Here is a 19,535-nt window from a genome sequence, read left to right as displayed (position 1 = left end):
CTCCAGAAAGATTTCCCGGCGGGTCTTACGCTTTTTATTCTGGTATTCGGCTTCGGAGAAAGTCATCTGTTCCATGAAAAGTGTTCCTGCTGAGTTGGGCTGCCGTATTATGACTGATTCTTGGGGTTATTCAGAGGTTCCTTAGAGAATTTGAAGAGTCAGACCCAGAATTGTCGCACTTCTTGAAGAAGTGTCAAAATGTTGCATTTGATTTGGAGCTAGAAAGTTAGATATAGGCGTAGCTGATCTGTCTGGAAAAGGTGTTAAGGAGTTTAAAGGAGTGAAACGCATAATTTATGTCCACTAATGATGCGAATTTGTACGAAAAGCCGACACTAACAACCTTCAAAGGGTGTTGTCCTGGTTATCGACATTATTATGCGCTGATTGATTGCGCCAATAATGAGAGTCAATATCCTGCGATAGCTCTACTCTTTTGAGGCCACTACTTTATCTTTAAGGGGGGCTGAACGATATGGAAAAACTGGATGTTTTTCAGGAGCATGGCGAAGTTCTCTACACTAAGATAGGGCGCGCGACTATTACTTTTTTTGGATATCAAATGTCTATTCAAGAAGGCCGTTTAACTATACGTCCTACAAGCGTAGAAGTTGATATAGCTGAAGAAGAGGAAAGAGTATTACAGAACTATATGCAGCCTCTTGAGGCAAAACACCTATACTCTAAAGCCAGATCTGCGATTAAAGAAATGGTTTTGTTGGAAACCGATAAAACAGAAAAGACACTCTTTTTGAAAAAATTAAAAAAGGAGGTTAGTGCGCTCATAAATGAAACTTGAGTGTAGAAGCCATGAGAGATAAATCTTGACCAGCAACCCCAACACGTTTGAGTACGCCCTCAATCACAATGAGATAGATGACTTTTTCCGTGGTAAAGGTCGGTATTTCGTGCGTAGTCCGGATTATTTTGGACATGTGCATGGGGCTAATATCAGTGGTCAAGTCTGTCGTTTTGTGGGTGAGTCCGAAGAGAATGGTGAGATATTCGAACAGGCGTTTTTGGCCTATATGACTGGGCTTGACGTGACGGGGGAGGAGCTTTCTCATCTACTGGCGAATCTGTCTTCCTATTTTGCGGAAAAGAACCGGGGACGGATGACGGGGGTTAACCTCTTTTCGAGTCATGGCAGCCCGGCGGCGCAACTTTTACGGCGTTATTTGGCTTTACTGCATCACGCTGGCCTATATGACGCAGCGAAGCCTGACCTGGAGATTCATGCGAGCTATATCGAAAAGCTTGGAAGCGATGTGGTCTTTGCCTGTATGAGGGAGGTTAACGAGGGATGTTGAAGCTTATTTTCCAAGAAGCATATTTTTATATGCTGATGCAAGACGAAGAAAATTGGTATCTGACTTTTCTTTCAGGAGGAGTCGGGATATATGATACCAGCGTGAAGCTAAATGAGCAGGAAATAGCGAGGGTAAGAGATAATCAAGTCGCAGCAGGGCAACTAGCAAGGGAGTTTTTGCAGGATAGCACCTTGTATCAAGGGCGAAGAATTACGCCGTCCATCTATCCCAAACAAACTCCTAAGAACTAAATCAGTTCTACCGTTTAATGGGTAGGATCAGATAATCGAAAGATGGCCTGTACTGCTGTTTCGACCAAAGACCAAATTGGCTCGTCTTATGCGTCAGGTTTTATATTGAAGTAACATCAGAAGACAGTGTTATTTTCTGCGTGAGTGGGAGTGACTATAAAAGATTATCGTTAATTATTGACAGTGAAAATAGGTGCTGTTTTAAGTTTGATGCTTTTTAAGTATGCTCTTTTATCTGTGATTTTTTCATGGGTTGTCAGACTGATTTTTCCCAAACTGAAATTGGCATAATTTCAAATAAAAGCATAAGGCATGACTATGAGAAAAGGCAGTGGAAAGCAAGTTCTTAATTGCATTATTAAGGAGCTGTCGACTAGGTTGACGCCTAATGAGGAACTGCCTAGGGCCACTGATCGTATAAGGGCGGGGATGCTTCTTCATGGTTCTACCTCTGATGAATCACTTAATCTTGTGAGTAAGCTGCATTGGGCAAGCACAGAGAAAGAGGGAGAGGTTATACGTCAAGGCATAGCTACGATAAATGGAAATGTCTTTGTTGCTGATTTATTAGACAGTGTCTGGGCTAACGAAAATATTAGAGAGATGATACTGTCTGAATTTCCACATTTAACACAAGACGATTATGAGGCCTGTCTTTTTTCTATCTGGGCAATAGTAACTTCAACTCAGATGTTTACTCAGCTTCTTTCTGTTGAAACCGATGATCAAATAGACGTTGATGACTGGGTGCGTGTCGTCAGCAGGAAGCTTTCTTATTATGATGACGAAAGTAGTAATAGATAGATTTTTTTAATTACGGTAATAATCAATTATCAAAAATCAAGGCGTCGGGCAATTGCCAGAGACTTACTTTTTCTTTTGAGGTGGCTTGTTGAAGGTTGTTTTTAAAGAAGCGTATTCTTACATACTGATGCAGGATGGTGAGGTTTGGTATCTGACTTTTCTAACTGGCGGACCTTTTGTTCAGGATATCAGCGTTAGATTGAATGAGCAGGAAATCGCCAGGGTGAGGGATAACCAAGTCGCAGCGGCGCAGTTAGCCAGGGAGTTTTTACGGGATAGTGCGTTGTATGAGGGACGAAGAATTACTCCAGCTGTCCACCCAAAGCAAACTCCAAATGCGCCGTCTCATTGATGATAAGAGTGCGCTAGGGATGTAACCCATCGGCAGGCTTCCCTCCCGACGGGTTGATAGGAGTGAATCTAATCCGCCAGATGCTCTATGGCGTGATCTTCATGCAGTTTGAGTTCTTCTTCCAATTGTTTTTCCACGGCTTTGGGCGAGCGGGTTTTGCGGGCCAGCAGGCTGTACGCCACGGGAACGATGAATACCGTAAACAGAGTGGCGGCGGAGACGCCCCAGAGGATGACGATGCCGATGACTGAGCGGGTTTCCGAGCCGGGGCCGTCGGACAGCATCAGGGGTACGGCGCCGGCGATGGTTGTGACCGCGGTCATCAGAATCGGTCTGAGACGGGCCATGGATGCTTCCACCAGGGCGTTGTCGAAGGTGAGTCCCTGATCCCGCAATTGGTTGGTGAACTCAACAATCAGTATGCCGTTTTTCGCCGCGAGCCCCACCAGCATGATCAAACCAATTTGCGTGTACAGGTTAAGCGAATTGCCGGTCACATAGAGGCCGAGCATGCCGCCAGCAACCGCTAAAGGCACTGTCAGCATGATCACGAACGGGTGCACGTAGCTTTCGAATTGCGCCGCCAACACCAGAAACACAATCAGAATGCCCAATACCAAGGTGGTCGCCAGCGCGGTTCCAGCCTCCCGGAAATCGGCGGACTGGCCTTTGTAATCGATCTGGGCGTGAGCGGGAAGATAGGTTTCCACCAGATTTTCCAGATAGCTCAGCGCTTTTCCCAGGGTGAGGGAATCCTCCAGGTTGGCTTCCAGAGTGATCGCACGCAGGCGATTGAAACGATTGAGATTGCTGGAGTCGGCGAATTCGCGCAGGGTCACCACGCTGGAAAGAGGGATCAGCTCGCCGCTGCGCTGCGACCGCACGTAGATGTTCTGGATGCTGGCGGGAGTGCGTTGCGCGTCGCGTTCGCCTTCGACGATCACATCGTATTCCTGGCCGTTGTCCAGATAGGTGGTGACCGTGCGTCCACCCAGAATGGACTCCAGCGTGCGCCCGATATCCTGTACTTTTACCCCCAGGTCGGCGGCGCGATCATAGTTGATCTGCACGGACAGGTAGGGGCGGGTTTCCTTGTAATCGAAGTCCACGCCGGCGAGGCCAGGATTGGACGCATCGATTTCCTTGGACAGAATGTCGCGCCATTCCGCCAGCTCCTCATAAGTGCCGCCGCCGATGACAAATTGCACCGGCTTGGAGATACCGCCGCCGAATCCCTGTCGCATGACCGGGAAGGCGCGCACGCCCGGCAGGTCCGCTAAGGATTTACGTACGTCATCCATAATGTCCCAGGCGGAGCGGCGCTCTCCCCAGGGACTCAACGCCACCAGGGCGAAACCCGAGTTAAAGTTTTCGATATTGCCGAACCCTCGCGGGGCGCGAACCAGCACCCGTTGCGCCTCGCCCGAGTCCACGAACTTCATCAAACGCCGTTCGATCTCATTCATGTAGTCGAGCATGTAGTCGTAAGTGGCGCCTTCAGGGCCGTTCACCAGAATAAAGAGCGCCCCGCGATCTTCTTTGGGCGCGTACTCTTCCGGCAAGTCTTTGTAGAGCCAGACGGAGCCGGCGCAAATCGCCAGCATCAGCACCACAAACAGCCAGCGCACCTTGAGACAGGCCGCCAGCATGGCGCCATAGACACGCTGCACGCCATGGAAGAAATGGCCGCCTCCGCTCAGGTCCTGGGCTTTGTCGTCACTGGGCAAAATCTTTGACGCCAGGGCGGGGGACAGAGTGAGGGCGATGACGCTGGAAAACGCCACCGCGGCGGCCAGTGTGAGGGCGAACTCAGAGAACAGACGGCCGATGTCGCCCTGCAGAAAGGCGATCGGCACGAATACGGCGATCAACACCAGGGTGGTGGCGATAACGGCGAAGCCGATCTGACGACTGCCGCGAAAGGACGCCACCAGTCGCGTCTCGTTGTGTTCATGCATGCGGCGGTAAATGTTCTCCAACACGACAATGGCGTCGTCCACCACCATGCCAATAGCCAGCACCAGCGCCAGCAGGGTGAACATGTTGATGGTGAAGTCGAAGGCGTACAGGGCGCAGAAAGTGGCGATTAGGGAGATCGGCACGGTTACCGCCGGCACCAGGGTGGCGCGTAAATCCCGCAGGAAAGCCCAGATCACCAGTATGACCAGCCCGATGGCGATAAACAGGGTTTTCACCACTTCGTTGATGGCCCCTTCCACAAAAACGGAGGAGTCGTAGCTGGCTTGCAGGGTCATGCCTTCCGGCAAGGTGGGGTTGATGCGCTTGGCCTGGGCCTGCACCGCGCGGGCTACGTCCAGCACGTTGGCGGTGGACTGTTTGGTGACCCCCACGCCGACCATGGTTTCGCCATTGCCGCGAAATATTCCCCGTTCCTCCACGGAGCCCAGCTCCACTTTGGCGACATCGCCAAGGCGGATGAGATAGCCGTCCTGTCCCGCGCCGATCACCAGCTTGCGAAAGTCTTCCGGAGTGTGGAAGTTGCGTTCCGTACGCACGGTGAACTGGGTGTCCCTGGATTCGATGCTTCCCGCCGGCAACTCCACGTTTTCCGCTCTAAGCGCGCCTTCGATATCCGTCACCGTAATGCGTCGCGCCGCCATGGCGCTGCGATCCAGCCAGATGCGCATGGCGTAAACCTTGCCGCCGCCGACCCGCACGCGGGCGACGCCGTCCAGCACCGACAGGCGATCCACCAGATAGCGATTGGCGTAGTCGGTCAGCTCCGGCACGGTCATGTTGGATGCGGACAGGTTCAGCCACAGGATGACGTCGTCGCTGCTGTCCTCTTTGGCGATATCCGGCGGCTCCGCTTCCGCCGGCAGGTTGTCGGCGATGCGGGATACGCGGTCGCGAACGTCGTTGGTGGCGGCGTCGATATCGCGACCGATGTCGAACTCAATGGTAATGCGGGAGCGGCCATTACTGGACTGAGAGGAGATCGACACGATGCCTTGCACCCCGGAAATGCGCTCCTCGATCACCTCGGTGATGCGGGTTTCCACCACATTGGCGGCAGCGCCGGGATAGTCCGTGGTGACGCTGACCACGGGCGGATCAATGGCGGGATATTCCCTTAACGGCAACCGTTCAAAGCAGAGATAGCCGAAAGCGATCAGCAGCAAACCGATGACGGAGGCGAACACTGGTCGTTTGACGGAGAGGTCTGAGAGCATCATTCCGTTTGTTCCGCCTGCTGTTCGCCTTGCAACAGTTTGGCGACATTGAGGGCGCCGTCATCCACGGCGATGACTTTTACTGCGGAGCCATCGGAGATTTTCACCAGACCATGACTGATAACCAGATCGCCTTCCTCTAATCCCTTCAAAATCTCCACTTTGCCGGCTTTGCGGGAGCCGATCCCCACCTGTCTGCGCTGTGCTTTCGCGGGTTCTCCTTCGACAACGACGAAGACGTAATGGGCGGTTCCCACGGTGGCGATGGCGCTTTCCGGAATCACCAAAGTGGTGCGCGGACGGGATTGCAGATCCAGTTGCAGCAGCATGCCGGGCAATAGCATACGGCCAGGGTTGTCGAACAGCGCGCGCGCCTGCACGGTGCGGGTCACGGGGTCGACCCGGGGGGAAATGCTCTTGAGTTCGCCACTGAAAACCTGTTTGGGATAGGCGCTGGTTTCCGCTTCCACTTTCAGGCCGGGTTTCAGGTTGGCGAGGAAAACGGAAGGAATGGCGAAGTCCACTTTGACGACGCTGAGGTCATCCAGGGTGGTCAAAACGTCACTGGGCTCCACCAGGGCGCCGACGCTGATATTGCGCAGCCCCAGCACGCCATTAAAAGGCGCTGTGATCTGATGGGCGGAAATGCGGGTGCGAATGGCTTCAATTTCCGCCTTGCTCTGATCAACCCGCGCCCGGGCGGCGTCCAGATCCGCCTCGCTGCCGACGCGTCGGTTATACAGTTCCTGGGCGCGACGATAGGCGCTTTCACGCTCCGCCTGCACCGCCAGGGTCGAACGCAGATTGGCCTGTTCTTCCTCGTCATCCAGTTTGATCAGTACATCGCCGCGCTTCACGCTGACGCCATCGTCAAAATGAACGCTGATGACTTTTTCGGTGATTTTGGGGGTGATGTTCACTGACTCATTGGCGCTGACGGTGCCAAGGGCTTCGATTTTGTCGTAGTAGGGGGCGGATTGCGTGGACGCGGCGACCACAGAGGTGGGCGGCCTGCCGGCGGCGAGCGTCGTTCCTGCGATGCAAATACTAATCAGGGTCGCTGTCAGCGCCCCGTTCAGCGTTCGTGAAGACATGTCCTGAGTCCTTAGCCTGAAACGTTAATACAAGCGCATCGTGCGCGCCGGCGGAATCGGGGCGGCCTGGCGTTGTGCTCGCTTCGGACGCTGACGGCGCCGCCAACGTGGGCGTCATTGTTATACGAGAAAGATTATCACTTTGATCTGGGCGCTTCAGCAGAATTATGCGCGCCTGAATTCTTCGTAATCTTTCACCCGAGACAGCGCGTTTTCTGGCCTTTGGAGACATCGGACGCCGCTTTGCGTACGTATCAAACCAATCAATGAAGGCGCGTGAGGCGGATGCCGCAGCCAGCGGACGGCGTCGGATGCTACAATCCAATCATGAATCCGCAGCGCCAGGGCGCAATATCGGAGGTCACTGCATGAATGCCGGCGATAACAGCTTCAAAACCCCATCCATCGTCCGCCGAGGCGACGGTGAGGTGCGGCTGGTCGGGTTTGAGCTGGAGTTCACCGGACTGACCCTGGATCAGACCGTGGCGGCGCTGCAGAGCGCTTTGGGCGCGCAGGTGATCTCCGGTTCGGCGGCGGAGAAAAAGCTGCATGTGGAATCGTTGGGCCGTTTCAGCGTGGAGGTGGATTGGGACTACTTCAAACGCCAGGCGGCCCGCCAGCAGGGAGAAGAGGAAGACGAGTGGGTGCAGTTGCTGGGGCAGGCGGCGAAGCTGCTGGTTCCGATGGAAGTGGTATGCCCGCCGTTGCCGATCACCAGCCTCACAGCGCTGGACCCTATGGTCGTCGCCCTGAGGGACGCCGGCGCCCAGGGCACTGAAGATTCTCCCATCGCCGCCTATGGAGTGCACATCAACCCGGAAATTCCCTCTCTGGATTCCGCCGCCATCGCCGCCTATCTGAAAGCGTTCAGTCTGTTGCAGTGGTGGCTGGTGGAGCGTCTGCAAGTAGACGTGACCCGGCGCATCAGCCCTTACATCGATCTTTACCCCGAATCCTATGTGCGACAACTCTTGTCGGACCCGGCGCCGAACCTGGATCGGCTGTTTATTGACTATATCGCCTATAATCCTACCCGTAACCGCGCGCTGGATATGCTGCCGCTACTGACGGAAATCGACGGCGAGCGGGTGCGGCGCGCCGTCGACGACGGGCGCATTCAGGCGCGTCCGACCTTTCACTATCGCCTGCCAAACTCACTGATCGACCGTCCTGACTGGAGCCTGGCGGTTCCCTGGAACAGTTGGTGGGTAGTAGAGGAGCTGGCGTGTCGGCCTGATGATATTGAGCGACTTAGCGCTGCTTATCTGGATGCGTGGCGTCCGCTGTTGGGCGTTAGTCGCCATGACTGGATAGAGACCATGGAACAATGGATACAAGACTCCGGGTTGGCGTAACCGGCAGCGGCCGCAAGTGGTCGCCGTCGTGGTGGTGCGCGCAGTTGGCGCTGCGCATGGCGGGGGCGCATCCGGAGCGCATCAGCGTGCGCCATGCGCCCAGCGGCATTCCCCTGGACGCCCTGATTATTGGCGGCGGCGACGATATCAGCCCGGAACACTACAACGGCGATATCAATGAGAAAGTCAAAATAGATCCAGACCGGGACGCTCTGGAAATCGCCTGGATTCACAAAGCCCTGGAGCACAACATTCCGCTGCTGGGCATCTGTCGCGGCGCGCAATTGATCAACTGCGTGCTGGGCGGGGCGCTGCATCAGGACATTCGTCATATGCGCAAGCTCACCTACAACCGGCCGGGATTGCTGCCCACCAAACAGGTGCAGCTGGAAAAGGACTCACGGGTATCCGCCATCTGCGGCGCCAGAAAACTGCGGGTCAACAGTTTGCATCATCAGGCGATCAAGGTGCCCGGTGCGGGCCTGAAAGTGGTGGGGCGCGATCTGGACTTTATCGTGCAGGCGGTGGAATGCGTCAGCGGACGCAAGATTATCGGCGTGCAGTGGCACCCGGAATATCTGTTTTACCTGCCGTCGCAGTTCGCGTTATTTCGCTGGCTATTGCAGGAGCAGCCGCACCGGAAGCACGCTCACGCGTCTTCCGGCAGGGGCTGAGCGGCGTTGTCGCCGAGGAATTTATTCAGGAACTGGCGGGTGCGCGCTTCCTTGGGATTGCTGAACAGGGACTTGGCGTCGCCTTGCTCAACGATCACGCCGCCGTCGATGAATATGGCGCGATTGGCCACATCCCGGGCGAAACTCATCTCGTGAGTGACGATCACCATGGTGCGCTTTTCTTCCGCCAGGCTGCGAATCGTCGCCAGCACTTCGCCCACCAGTTCGGGATCGAGGGCCGAAGTGGGCTCGTCGAACAGAATCACATCCGGCTCCATGGCCAGGGCGCGGGCGATGGCGACTCGTTGCTGCTGTCCGCCGGAAAGGCGTTTAGGATAGGAATCCTCTTTCCCGGTCAGACCGACGCGGGCCAACAGACTGCGGCCTTTGGCGGCGGCCCGCTCACGGGGTTCCTTCTTCACCACTACCGGGCCTTCCATCACGTTCTCCAGCGCCGTGCGATGAGGGAACAGATTGAAGTTCTGGAAGACGAAGCCGACATGCTGCCGCAGCTTACGGATCAGGCCTTGCTGCGGTCCCAGAGGACGGTCGGCGTCGATGTCGGAATCCCCGACGCGGATATGGCCGCCGCTGGGCTCCTCCAGCAGGTTCATACAGCGCAGCAGCGTGGTTTTACCTGAGCCGCTGGGGCCGATGATAGCGACCACTTCACCGGGCTGAATCTCCAGGTCAATGCCTTTCAGTACGGCTTGTCCTTTGAATTGCTTGGTCAGATTGCGCAGGGTGATCATATCAATCAGGCGTCCTTTTCATGCAGGTTGACCCGGGCTTCCAGGCGATTCTGTAAATGCGCGAGAAGGCTGGCGAGCACCCAGTAAATCAGCGCCGCGGCCAAATACATGGTGAAAATCTCGAAGGTGCGGGCGGTGATCAATTGCGCTTGACGGAACAGTTCGGGCACCTGAATAGTCGCCGCCAGGGCGGTGTCTTTCACCAGCGAGATGAAGCTGTTGCCCAGCGGGGGCAGGGCGGTGCGCGCGGCTTGCGGCAAAATGGTGCGGTACAGCGTTTGCGTGCGGGTCATGCCGATACTAGCGGCGGCTTCCCATTGTCCCCGGTCGATGGAGGCGATGGCGGCGCGCAGGATTTCCGCCGCATAGGCGGCCATATTGAGAGAGAAACCGATCAGCGCGGCGGTTAACGGCTCCAGACGGACGCCCAATTGCGGCAGCCCGTAGTAAATCATGAACAGTTGCACCAGCAACGGCGTGCCGCGAAAGAAGGAAATATAGACCCGGGCGGTCCAGTCCAGGGCGCGGAAACTGGACAGCCGCATCATCGCCAGCGTGAAGCCCAGTATCAGGCCGAAAAACATACCGCCGAGACTGAGCCCGACGGTGTATCCGGCGCCTTTCAGCAGGAATGGGGCGGAGTCCGCAATCAGCTTGAGGCTGCTTTCGATCATTGCGTTACGTCAGCCTTGAACCATTTCTCCGACAGTTTTTGCAGCGTGCCGTCTTCGCGCATTTTGGCGATGGCCTTATCAATAGCCGCCAGCAGTTCCGGGTTGCCTTTACGCAGGGTGACGCCGGCTTCCTGACGGGAGAAAGGCGAGCCAGCCAGCGTGAGCGCGTCGCCGGTTTTATTCAGCAGTTCGAACGCGGCGAAGCGGTCGATCAGAATGGCGTCGATGCGGCCGAAACGCAGATCCTGGTATTTGGTGGGATCGTCGTCGTAGGTTTTCACTTCCGCTTGCGGCGCGTTTTCACGCAACCAGGTTTCATAGTTGGTGCCCAGACCCACGCCCACTTTCATGCCCGCCAGATCGGAAGGGCCGTTAATTTCGCTTTCCAGATCCTTGCGGGTCAGCGCCTGAATGCCGGACACCGTGTAAGGCGCGGAGAAGTCATATTTCTGTTTGCGCGCATCGGAAATGGTCACCTGATTGATCACCACGTCCAGACGTTCGGATTCCAGCGCCGCGAGCAGGCCGTCCCACTTGGTGGTCTGATATTCCGCCTTCACGCCCAGTTGATCCGCCAGCGCTTTGGCGAACTCCACTTCGAAGCCGGTGAGCTGGCCATTTTCATCCTGATAGTTAAACGGAGGGTAAGTGCCTTCCAGGCCAACCTGGATGGAGCCCCTTTTTTGGATGCTTTGCAGCAGGTCTTCTGCGGCGAAGCTGGGGGTGACTAACGCGGAGGCAAGGGCCAGACCCAGGCCGCCAAGTACAAGAGTGCGACGTAAGCGATTGAATTTCATAAAAGCCTCCCATGGCCTGTGATAAAGATCGGACAATTCTAGGTGTCTTCTTATATGCAATAAAATAATTAAAAATTATGTGCTAATTCGTTTTATGAATATTGTTTCTGCGCTTTCGTGACAATGTCACATTTTTGCGTCCAAAAAGTTAACTGCCCCCTGATCCACCCCTTCGTAAACTGAACCCATCCTGATGACAGGCAACGACTCAAACCAGCGTCGTTGCAGCAAGGTTTCCAGCAGGCTGCGCGGTCAGTTCATCGCGCAGCCCATGGATCATAAATGCAGGAGGCAGCTATGAAAACCATTCATTTTTCCATCGCCATCGTTTTAGGCGCGGCGATCAGCGTCGCCGCCATTAATTTATTGGGGGAGCACGCGGAGCCTGTTAAACGGGGCGTTGAAGTCGCCTCCGCGGCGTCTGTCAAAGCGACTGCTTCTGAGCGCGACACGCCCGTCTATGTCCCGGAAGAAATCCCGACGCAAGAGAACGCAACCACGCCTGCGGATGGGACTATCGATGTCGCCGCCAACGGATTGGTGTCAGTCAATGTGAACGCTTATCCCTTGTCGTTACTGACTAACAAGTTGGAAGCGCTGACCGGTGTGCGTTTTTATCTGGATGACCGTCTGCGGGATAGCAAGCTGTCCTTGTTGGTGGTCAACGCATCCATTCCCGACGCCATGAAGCGCCTCTCCCAGACCTATAACCATGCGGATCTTTACCACGGCGAGTCTCTGGCGGCGATCAGTCTGTATCCGAAAGAGCAGATTGAGCTGACGGAGTCTCTGTTGTTTCTTAACGCCAGTCTCTATGCGTCCGCGCCAGCAGAGGCAGTGGATGACAATCCGGTGACTCAGTATCGGACCAGCCTATTGAGCGCAACGTCTGAACAGGTGAGTGAGCTATTTGATCAGGGCTTGCAATCCAGCGATGCGGATACCCGCGCGATGGCGCTGAGCGCCTATGCGGAGCGGGGCGAAGCGGCGCCGTTCGAGCAACTGAGCCGGCTGGCTCGACAGGACCCATCGCCACTGGTGCGCGCCATCGCCTTCAACCAGCTGATGGGGCAGGAAGAGATTGACGTCTCCCTCAGGCGGGATCTGGCCCTGGCGATGCAAAGTGACAGCGATCCCTTCGTCAAAGAGCAGGCGACCGCCATCCTCGCCTCCCTTAATTCAACCCGCAGCGTGGCGGCTTTGACCGACAACGAGCAACAGGCGCAGACGCCTTAACCGTTAACTGACCTCAAATTTCCAGCGCATTTATTCGGAATTCACAGAGCACACATTCCCTCGTCGTCGCAGTCGCGGTTTAGACGACGAGCGGGCGGTGCGCGCCTCAATACGAGCAAACAAGAGGGCATTACTATGAAAACTAAACAAAGACTCATCTCCTTGACCGCTGGCGCGCTGCTAGGCGCAGCCTCCGCTTTCAGCTTCGCGGACGTGGAATCCAGCGTTTATTACCTCAATCCGGTAATCTATTCAGACGGCGCGGCGCACGCGCTGCCAATCACGTCCAGCGGCGGCACCATCGCCTATGTCTACGCCAGCAACGTGGACACCCGGGCGGTGTTCTTCAATGCAGAGTGCGCCGTGCAGTCTGCGGATAACTACACCTGGTTCGATATCAATCTGGAAGTGACTTATCCCAACGGAACCGTCTCCATCATTGCGCCATCCAACAGCGACAATGCATTCTGCACAGGCCACGGTAATAACATTCTGGGCACCTGGAGCAGCAACGAAACCCATGGAACCTTCTACGCCTCGCAAACCGGCTGGTATCGCATTCGCGTGATCGGCCAGTTGATGGGCTACACCAGCGGCGAACGGGTGCGCATGGATGACATGTCCCTGATCGTGATGGACTGAGCGCTCGGAAAACGCAACCTGCATTCCAGAAATACGCTGAGTTGCGTGAACCTGGGGGCATTAAAGCTGTTGCATAAATATCCGTACCTAACCTATGCGTAAACAACTAAGCGCACATTACATTGAGGCCGGCCCCGCCGGCCTTTTTTTGTATGTATGAACGGTGGCGCGGCGCTTTTTCGAACGTGGAGAGATTCACCTGGGATTCGCACCGGTCAATGCAGCGTCTTCTACGGTTTTCAGGGATGTAAACCGGGAAAATCTGGAATTTAGTGCTATATCTTATAGTTAGTCGCGATGCGGCTTTCGCATCCTGAATCGACCCAAAATATCCAGTAACCGAGGCGCATATTCGGGGAGACGTCATGTCCATACGTTACAGATACACCTTGTTTTTAATCGTGTTTCTGGCCATCGTCGGCGTATTTACGGCGTTAGGAATACAGCAGTGGGTAGCGCCCACCCTGGTTCAGGGAGAACAGAGAAACATCAACAGCGTGCTGCATGCGCTGGTGCACGAGATTCTGTCGGAGCTGGCCGAGGTGCAGGCGCAACAGCGGGTGATCACCCAGACTGTGCCTTTGCTGGAGAGCGATCAGATCGACAAGCAACTGGGCGCAATGATCGATCAATACGGCAAGAAGCAGGTGTTCGGCGGCGGCGTCTGGCCTCTGCCGCGCAAGCGGGACAGCAATGTCGTCAAGAACAGCACCTTTATTCATCGCGACGGCAGCGGCAAGCTGGTCACCAACACCTACTGGAATTCCGCGGAGTCGCAAAATTATTACGAGCAGAGCTGGTACAAAGACGGTTTGAACGCCCCGGCCGGGCAGTGCGCCTGGGCGCCGGCCTATCGGGATTCCGCCAGCCCGGAGGCGCGCACGAATTGCTCCATGGGCATTCGCGTGAACGGCGAAGCTTATGGCGTTTCCACCATTGATGTGACCCTGGGGTTCTTTAATGGCCTGGCGGCGGAGAAGGAAAAGGAGCTGAACGGCCAGCTGCTGATTTTTGAACGCGACGGCAAGATTCTCAACAACAGCAGCGGACTGCAGGGCGATGCGATTCTGAAGAACGTCAGCGAGCTGGCGTCACAGTCTCCTTTTCTGGCGGAGGTTAAAGATTATCTGGGCTCCGCGTCCAATCAAGAAACCTACTCCAGCGAGTATGAAAACGCCAAAGACGGCGAGGATTATTCCTTTTTCGTCCGCGATGTCCCCGGCACGCCCTGGTTGCTGGCGGTCAGTATTAAAACGTCTTTGCTGAGCGCGGCGACGGACTCGGTAATGTCCACCCTGGCGGCGATTCAGATTCCCATTGCGCTGGCGATCGTTTTCTTCGGCTTCCTGGCCTTCACGCAATTGAGCAAACGTCTGGGCGTGCTGCGCGCCAATATCGATATTCTCAGCACCGGCGAAGCGGATCTGACCAAGCGTATTCAAATCAGCAGCCACGACGAAGTGGGCAATGTCGCGGAGTCGGTGAATAAATTCATCAAGTATCTGGCGGCCATGATCGGCGAGTTGTCTGTTTCCAGTAAACAGATCTCCGGCATTGTGTCGGAGGTGGAGAAGCAGAGCAGAGAAAACTATCGCATGATGAACAAGCATGCGGGAGAAACTGAGCAGGTGGTCACCGCCGTCACAGAGATGGCCGCTACCGCGGAATCCGTCGCCAAGAACGCCACGGAAACCTCTACGTTCACAGAAGAAGCCAGCCGCTCTGCGCAGAAATCCAAAGAGACGGTTTCCCGGGCGCGGGTGAGCGTGGTGGATCTCAGTCGCCGGGTGTCGGAGGCGGTGGAGAACGTCAACACCATGCGTCAGGAAGCGCAGTTGATCAGCAACGTCATCAATGTGATTCGCGGCATCGCCGAGCAGACCAACCTGCTGGCCCTCAACGCGGCCATCGAAGCAGCCAGAGCAGGGGACCAGGGCCGGGGCTTCGCCGTGGTGGCGGACGAAGTGCGCGCGCTGGCCGCCCGCACCCAGAACAGCACGGAAGAAATCGACGGCATGTTGAATCGTCTGGAGAGCGGCGTATCCGTTGTGGTGAACGCCATGTCCGGCATGAAAGACAGCAGTGAAGTGGTGGTGAAGGACAACGAAGAACTCACCCAGGGGCTAGATAAAGTGCTCAGCTCTTTTGATGAGATCAACGACCTCAACACCCATATCGCCACCGCCGCCGAGGAGCAGAGCCAGGTCAGCGATAAGATCAGCGAGAACATGTCGGAAATCTCCATGATCATCAGTGAGCTGACCAAGCTGGCGCAGGATTCCGAGGCGTCCATGAATCAACTGTCCAGCGCCAATGAAGGGCTGAACGGTCTGGTGTCGCGCTTCAAGTTATAACGCAGACTTTTTTCTCACCCCAGTCGCCGCCGGAAAGCGCCTCCGGCGGCTTGACGCCTGCAGGAAAAATAGGCTAACTTCTCCCGCCTGACGCAAAGCGTCTGTTTTCAATCAGAATTTTTTATTTCATCCCAGCTAAAAACAGCGGGATGGAATCGCTTACCAGCCTTTCAAGAGGTGTATATGTTGGAGATAGCAGTAATCCGATAACCCAACCCCTGTTTCCTCAGGAGTTTCGGTTATCGATACGCGCATTTTCGTGGCGAGCATGAACGCATGCTTGCCGTGTCGCATATTTGATTACTGCTACAGGTTCCAACATGAACATTTCCAAGCCGGAACAACGGACGTTGCACGTCCTCGCCAAAGGCGGCCGCATCATATTTACACGCAATACCTCTGGTAAGGTGACATTCGTTGAATGCTACACCCGCGAGGGCTATGTGCTTGCCGATTGCACGTTGCCGGTCTTCACTAAACTCAAAAACAAACGCCTTATCCATTCAAAAAGCGGAAAGCCTTATCAAATCAATATGGCCGGGCTGAAAGCCGTACGTCCGCAATTGGATAACCAGTAAAACCTCATTCCCTGGCGGCTGGCGACAGCCCGCCAGGGCTAGCCTTGTTTGGCAAGCAACAACGAGACAACACATGAATTTCCATATTCGCAATGAACAACCCGGCGACTTAGAAGCGATCACCCGCGTCACCGAACAAGCGTTCCTGAACGCGCCTCATACCAGTCATACGGAGCAACACATCGTCAATGCGCTCAGGCAGCGTGGCAAGTTGACCATTTCACTGGTGGCGGAAGCGCAGGGCGAACTGATCGGTCACATCGCTATTTCCCCGGTGGCTATCCAGGGCCATCACAGTTCTGGGCAAGCCGATGCCGCTAATATTCAAAACTGGTACGGCCTCGGCCCGGTTTCCGTGCGTCCGGATCGACAAGGACAGGGCGTTGGCTCCGCCCTTATCAGGGAAGCATTGAGCCGCCTGCAAGCGCATAACAACGCCGCTGGCTGCGTGCTCCTTGGTGAACCAGACTACTACGGCCGTTTCGGCTTTAAACCTCATCCTGGTCTGGAGTTACCCGGCGTACCGCCGGAGTATTTTATGGCGCTGGGGTTTGGGAGAGAGACGTCAGTCGGTGTGGTGAAATATGATGAAGCGTTTGAGTTGGAGGCTAACGCCTCCAACTGAAGACCTTTGCAAACGGCGACTTAAATAACGTGAAACTTTCCCCCAAGCTTGATTCCGCTCTTGCTAATAAAGCCTCGGCGCATAAGTCGCTCCGGTTTTCTAAAGCTGAACGCTCAAGCATTGGGGGCAAGCTGTATCTGTCTAGATGCTACAGCTGTTTGACGACCAGCGCTTTCGCCGCCATAACAGCGGTGGGGCTCAAATTCCACAGCATGGGCGTGTCGAGCAGCTCAAGCTTTTTCACCTTCGGCGCGCCCTCGGGCGCCACCAGCGCTACCGCCCAAAACAGATAGCTGTCTTTACTGTTTTCATTCAGATAGTCGTCCTTCCACACAGAAGGCTGCCAATCCTTGCGGGCGCTTCCTTTTAACACTCTGTATGAGGTCGAGCCGTCTTCGTAGGTGACCTTGAGGGTGAAGTCACACCCCTGGCGCCGGCAGTAATCGGAGTATTTGGCTCTGGCGCCGCTTGAGATATCGGCGTTAATGCTGTTGAGGTCGTCCTGATCGATCGCGTCGACATACTCAATGGCGTTTCCTTTGTATCGGATCGGGTTATAGAACTGCGACGCAGCGTCGGTCCCCGCGAGGCTGTACGTGACCATGATGAAGTCAGTGGTTTCATCAAACGACACGGGGAAGTGTTCCTTGATATGCCATCCCGCGTAGTGTTTGGTTTCTGGAACAAAGTCCGCCCAGTCGCCGTTGTCGTCAAGCACCTGAAAACCATCGTTGGAGGGATTCATCCTGGCGCGATTACGCACCCAGCGCTGCATTTTTCCTGCATTAAAATCCGAGAATAACGGGAAGTCGGCGTCGGGGTCTTTTTGCTCGTCCGCAGAGTGCATCGGGTCGAATCGATAGCAGCGTCCTTCCGCGTTTTTCTGGAAAACGCCACCGCCTCTTTCTCCACTACAGGCGAAGTAGCGGGAAGTCGGCGCGGTAAGGGGAGAGCGGAAGTAGCGCTTATATTGATCATACCCCCAGACTGAACCGCTTAAACTACCCTCTGCATAGGGATAGTAGGGGCCGTTCACGTCTTTGCTGCCGCTCAACGAGTGAGGAAGACCGATGGCGTGTCCGCCTTCGTGCCAAAGCAGTCCGAGAGAGGGGTAGCCCATAGACGCCCCGGAGCCGGTGTAAGCCACGCCACCCAGTCCACGGGTTTTAATCGGACCCGTTTTGGAGTGGTCGATGAGCATGGATGGGGCGAAGGTGATTTTGTTCAGCGCCATGTCGCCCAGGGCGTATTCGATGTGCCAGACCATATCCAGAATCGGCCTGGAATAGTCTGGGTCCGCCGCGGATTCCACTTTCTTCGCCGGAGCCGAGCCTGACGGCGGTACAATCAGATAGTCCGATTCAAACACTCCCAAGGGATGGTTAACGATATGGGTCTTTGAGAAGGGCATTCCCGCAAAGCCCTGTCCGGCGGTGTCGGGGTCTGCGAACATTACTTTCAGGTCGTCGATTTTAAACGGGATATTGCTTTCATTGACGCCGTAGATCAGAAAGGGCAGCGATTGAATAGTGAGATCCAATTCAGGATGCATGGCGGGCGTGACGGTTTCCGATGCGCTCTTACCTTGCGCGACGACGCGGATATTCACGCCTTTAGACATGTCATCAGACGGAATCACCGCCGACCAGGCGTCATCCGAGTAGGGCAGATCGTCGCCCTCAGTGGGGGGAAGATCGCTCGGCTTTGACAGGTTCAGGGAAGAAAGTAACTGATGGTTTTTATCATAAACGCGCACTTCCGCAGCCTGCACGGCTTCGTCGAAGGTGGCCAATACCAGCGTGTCTCTTTTTTCGACCAATTGCAGCTCGCCTGATTCTTTAAGATCCCAGCTCAGACCGCTTGGAGGAATAACGTGAGACTGGGCGAACTCAACCGAACGCAGCGATGTCGGTTCCAGCGGGGCGTCATCATTGGATGAAGAATTATCGTCGGGCGCCACATCGCCGCTACTATCGTCGCTCGCTTGAGTCCCTTCCGATTTCTTGTCGTCGTTCCCTCCACAGCCGGACAATTGTCCAGCCAATACTAACAAAACCATGATCATAGATAGCTTCATAAAAAGCACCTCATCTATTTTCCGAATCAGTTGTTTGGCGGTGTAAGACCCCTCTACGGCGCCATCGCTGGCGTCAGTGCGAAGTCATCGAGTTTATTTTTCTTTGAATCGTCGGCGTGTTGACTGTGAAGGCGTCTGACTATGCAGGGAGAGCCGTTGTCGCGTATTCCTGATAAATACTGGATCGACAGGCTCTCTGTGTCGGCGGTGTGGCGTCACTCCCTGATACTTTTCCAAACACTTCCTCGAAGCGCGGTAATAGGAAAATACACTGCTCCACCCGATAGATGTGACGCCATCATCTGCAYTAAGGAGTAGTTTATTGGTACAACGAAACCTTAAACCGGTAATCCATTGCAATGGAGTGACCCATTGCCGCTTAAACTAATAGTGATAAGTTTCACCTACAACCCTCAATCACAACAGATTCTCCCTACCGTGACCCAGCCCGCAAAGTTGAAGAAAAGTGCGGGGCGATTATGGTGCGTAGTGGTTTTTTGTTTGGGAATCAGTGCACTAGGATGGGGCGTGGCGATCATCGCAAAGAAGACTGCTGGGGGCGGTCGCTTCTGCTGAGTCATTTTTATCAGCCTTCGCCTTATCTGAAGTTGTTGTTTATTATTAACCTGGCATCGATATAGGTATGATACACTACCCATATGATTATAGAAGACGCTCGCTCATTACCTGCCGCAGCGCAGGAAGAAAAAAGAAAACAGGCCGTGCGACTGCGCAAGCAGGGGTATAGCTATCAGGAAATAGCAGC

Annotated in this window: 17 protein-coding genes; 11 read left to right on the top strand and 6 right to left on the bottom strand. The window is 55.0% G+C overall.

Going from position 1 to position 19,535, the window contains the following annotated elements:
- Nucleotides 1–475 precede the first annotated feature (475 nt).
- The 4 genes from KP814_RS30285 to KP814_RS30270 all read left to right on the top strand — a co-directional run bounded on the left by KP814_RS30285 (nucleotide 476) and on the right by KP814_RS30270 (nucleotide 2,365).
- On the top strand, nucleotides 476–799 hold the full coding sequence (locus KP814_RS30285; RefSeq protein ID WP_216740285.1) for a hypothetical protein: 324 nt from the start codon (nucleotides 476–478) through the stop codon (nucleotides 797–799).
- A gap of 25 nt (nucleotides 800–824) precedes the next feature.
- Nucleotides 825–1,310 carry a hypothetical protein gene (locus tag KP814_RS30280; protein WP_216740284.1) on the top strand — a complete coding sequence of 162 codons (486 nt, stop codon included), beginning with the start codon at nucleotides 825–827 and terminating at the stop codon, nucleotides 1,308–1,310.
- Nucleotides 1,304–1,561 (top strand): hypothetical protein, encoded by a 258-nt coding sequence (locus tag KP814_RS30275; protein ID WP_253938749.1) that lies wholly within the window; start codon nucleotides 1,304–1,306, stop codon nucleotides 1,559–1,561. The genes KP814_RS30280 and KP814_RS30275 overlap by 7 nt, the downstream gene beginning before the upstream one ends.
- Before the next feature lie 318 nt (nucleotides 1,562–1,879).
- Complete coding sequence (locus KP814_RS30270; RefSeq protein WP_216740283.1) at nucleotides 1,880–2,365, top strand: hypothetical protein; 486 nt, start codon at nucleotides 1,880–1,882, stop codon at nucleotides 2,363–2,365.
- 420 nt (nucleotides 2,366–2,785) lie between these two features.
- Here KP814_RS30270 and KP814_RS30265 read toward each other — a convergent pair whose 3' ends face one another.
- Both KP814_RS30265 and KP814_RS30260 read right to left on the bottom strand, forming a co-directional pair.
- Entirely contained in the window at nucleotides 2,786–5,914 is a 3,129-nt protein-coding gene (locus KP814_RS30265; RefSeq protein ID WP_216740282.1) for an efflux RND transporter permease subunit, read from the bottom strand.
- A complete protein-coding gene (locus KP814_RS30260; RefSeq protein ID WP_216740281.1) occupies nucleotides 5,911–7,005 on the bottom strand; it encodes an efflux RND transporter periplasmic adaptor subunit in 1,095 nt (364 codons plus the stop codon). The genes KP814_RS30265 and KP814_RS30260 overlap by 4 nt, the downstream gene beginning before the upstream one ends.
- A 311-nt stretch (nucleotides 7,006–7,316) precedes the next feature.
- Between KP814_RS30260 and KP814_RS30255 the strand changes: the two genes are divergently transcribed.
- Together KP814_RS30255 and KP814_RS30250 are read left to right on the top strand one after the other, a co-directional pair.
- The gene (locus KP814_RS30255; RefSeq protein ID WP_253938748.1) at nucleotides 7,317–8,360 is read left to right on the top strand and encodes an amidoligase family protein; all 1,044 of its coding nucleotides are present in this window, start codon (nucleotides 7,317–7,319) and stop codon (nucleotides 8,358–8,360) included.
- A complete protein-coding gene (locus KP814_RS30250; RefSeq protein WP_216740280.1) occupies nucleotides 8,333–9,034 on the top strand; it encodes a gamma-glutamyl-gamma-aminobutyrate hydrolase family protein in 702 nt (233 codons plus the stop codon). The genes KP814_RS30255 and KP814_RS30250 overlap by 28 nt, the downstream gene beginning before the upstream one ends.
- Here KP814_RS30250 and tcyN read toward each other — a convergent pair.
- From tcyN to tcyJ, 3 genes are read right to left on the bottom strand one after another with little or no spacing between them, the layout of a single operon-like run.
- Nucleotides 9,010–9,786 (bottom strand): L-cystine ABC transporter ATP-binding protein TcyN, encoded by a 777-nt coding sequence (gene tcyN, locus KP814_RS30245; RefSeq protein WP_216740279.1) that lies wholly within the window; start codon nucleotides 9,784–9,786, stop codon nucleotides 9,010–9,012. The two genes, KP814_RS30250 and tcyN, sit on opposite strands and share 25 nt — an antisense overlap.
- A gap of 5 nt (nucleotides 9,787–9,791) precedes the next feature.
- Entirely contained in the window at nucleotides 9,792–10,460 is a 669-nt protein-coding gene (gene tcyL, locus KP814_RS30240; protein ID WP_216740278.1) for a cystine ABC transporter permease, read from the bottom strand.
- Nucleotides 10,457–11,257: a cystine ABC transporter substrate-binding protein gene (tcyJ, locus tag KP814_RS30235; RefSeq protein WP_216740277.1), complete on the bottom strand. Its 801-nt coding sequence runs from the start codon at nucleotides 11,255–11,257 to the stop codon at nucleotides 10,457–10,459. The genes tcyL and tcyJ overlap by 4 nt, the downstream gene beginning before the upstream one ends.
- Before the next feature lie 297 nt (nucleotides 11,258–11,554).
- On the opposite strand from tcyJ, the gene KP814_RS30230 reads away from it, so the two are divergent.
- The 5 genes from KP814_RS30230 (at nucleotide 11,555) to KP814_RS30210 (ending at nucleotide 16,692) form a co-directional block, all read left to right on the top strand.
- Nucleotides 11,555–12,493, top strand: coding sequence for a hypothetical protein (locus KP814_RS30230; protein WP_216740276.1), 939 nt, complete (start codon nucleotides 11,555–11,557; stop codon nucleotides 12,491–12,493).
- Nucleotides 12,494–12,628: 135 nt separating this feature from the next.
- A complete protein-coding gene (locus KP814_RS30225) occupies nucleotides 12,629–13,135 on the top strand; it encodes a hypothetical protein (protein ID WP_216740275.1) in 507 nt (168 codons plus the stop codon).
- 365 nt (nucleotides 13,136–13,500) lie between these two features.
- A complete protein-coding gene (locus KP814_RS30220) occupies nucleotides 13,501–15,489 on the top strand; it encodes a methyl-accepting chemotaxis protein (protein ID WP_216740274.1) in 1,989 nt (662 codons plus the stop codon).
- Between the two features lie 320 nt (nucleotides 15,490–15,809).
- Complete coding sequence (locus KP814_RS30215; protein ID WP_127970261.1) at nucleotides 15,810–16,067, top strand: YjhX family toxin; 258 nt, start codon at nucleotides 15,810–15,812, stop codon at nucleotides 16,065–16,067.
- A 73-nt stretch (nucleotides 16,068–16,140) separates the two neighbouring features.
- Entirely contained in the window at nucleotides 16,141–16,692 is a 552-nt protein-coding gene (locus tag KP814_RS30210) for a GNAT family N-acetyltransferase (RefSeq protein WP_216740273.1), read from the top strand.
- 148 nt (nucleotides 16,693–16,840) lie between these two features.
- Here the strand turns inward: KP814_RS30210 and KP814_RS30205 are convergent, their stop codons facing one another.
- The gene (locus KP814_RS30205) at nucleotides 16,841–18,769 is read right to left on the bottom strand and encodes a M66 family metalloprotease (RefSeq protein ID WP_216740272.1); all 1,929 of its coding nucleotides are present in this window, start codon (nucleotides 18,767–18,769) and stop codon (nucleotides 16,841–16,843) included.
- Nucleotides 18,770–19,535 lie beyond the last annotated feature (766 nt).

Origin of the sequence: Hahella sp. HN01, from assembly GCF_018986435.1 — a bacterium.
In the GTDB taxonomy this organism is placed as follows: domain Bacteria; phylum Pseudomonadota; class Gammaproteobacteria; order Pseudomonadales; family Oleiphilaceae; genus Hahella.
The sequence above is the reverse complement of the archived record's forward strand: the minus strand, read 5'-3'. Positions and strand labels throughout refer to the sequence as shown.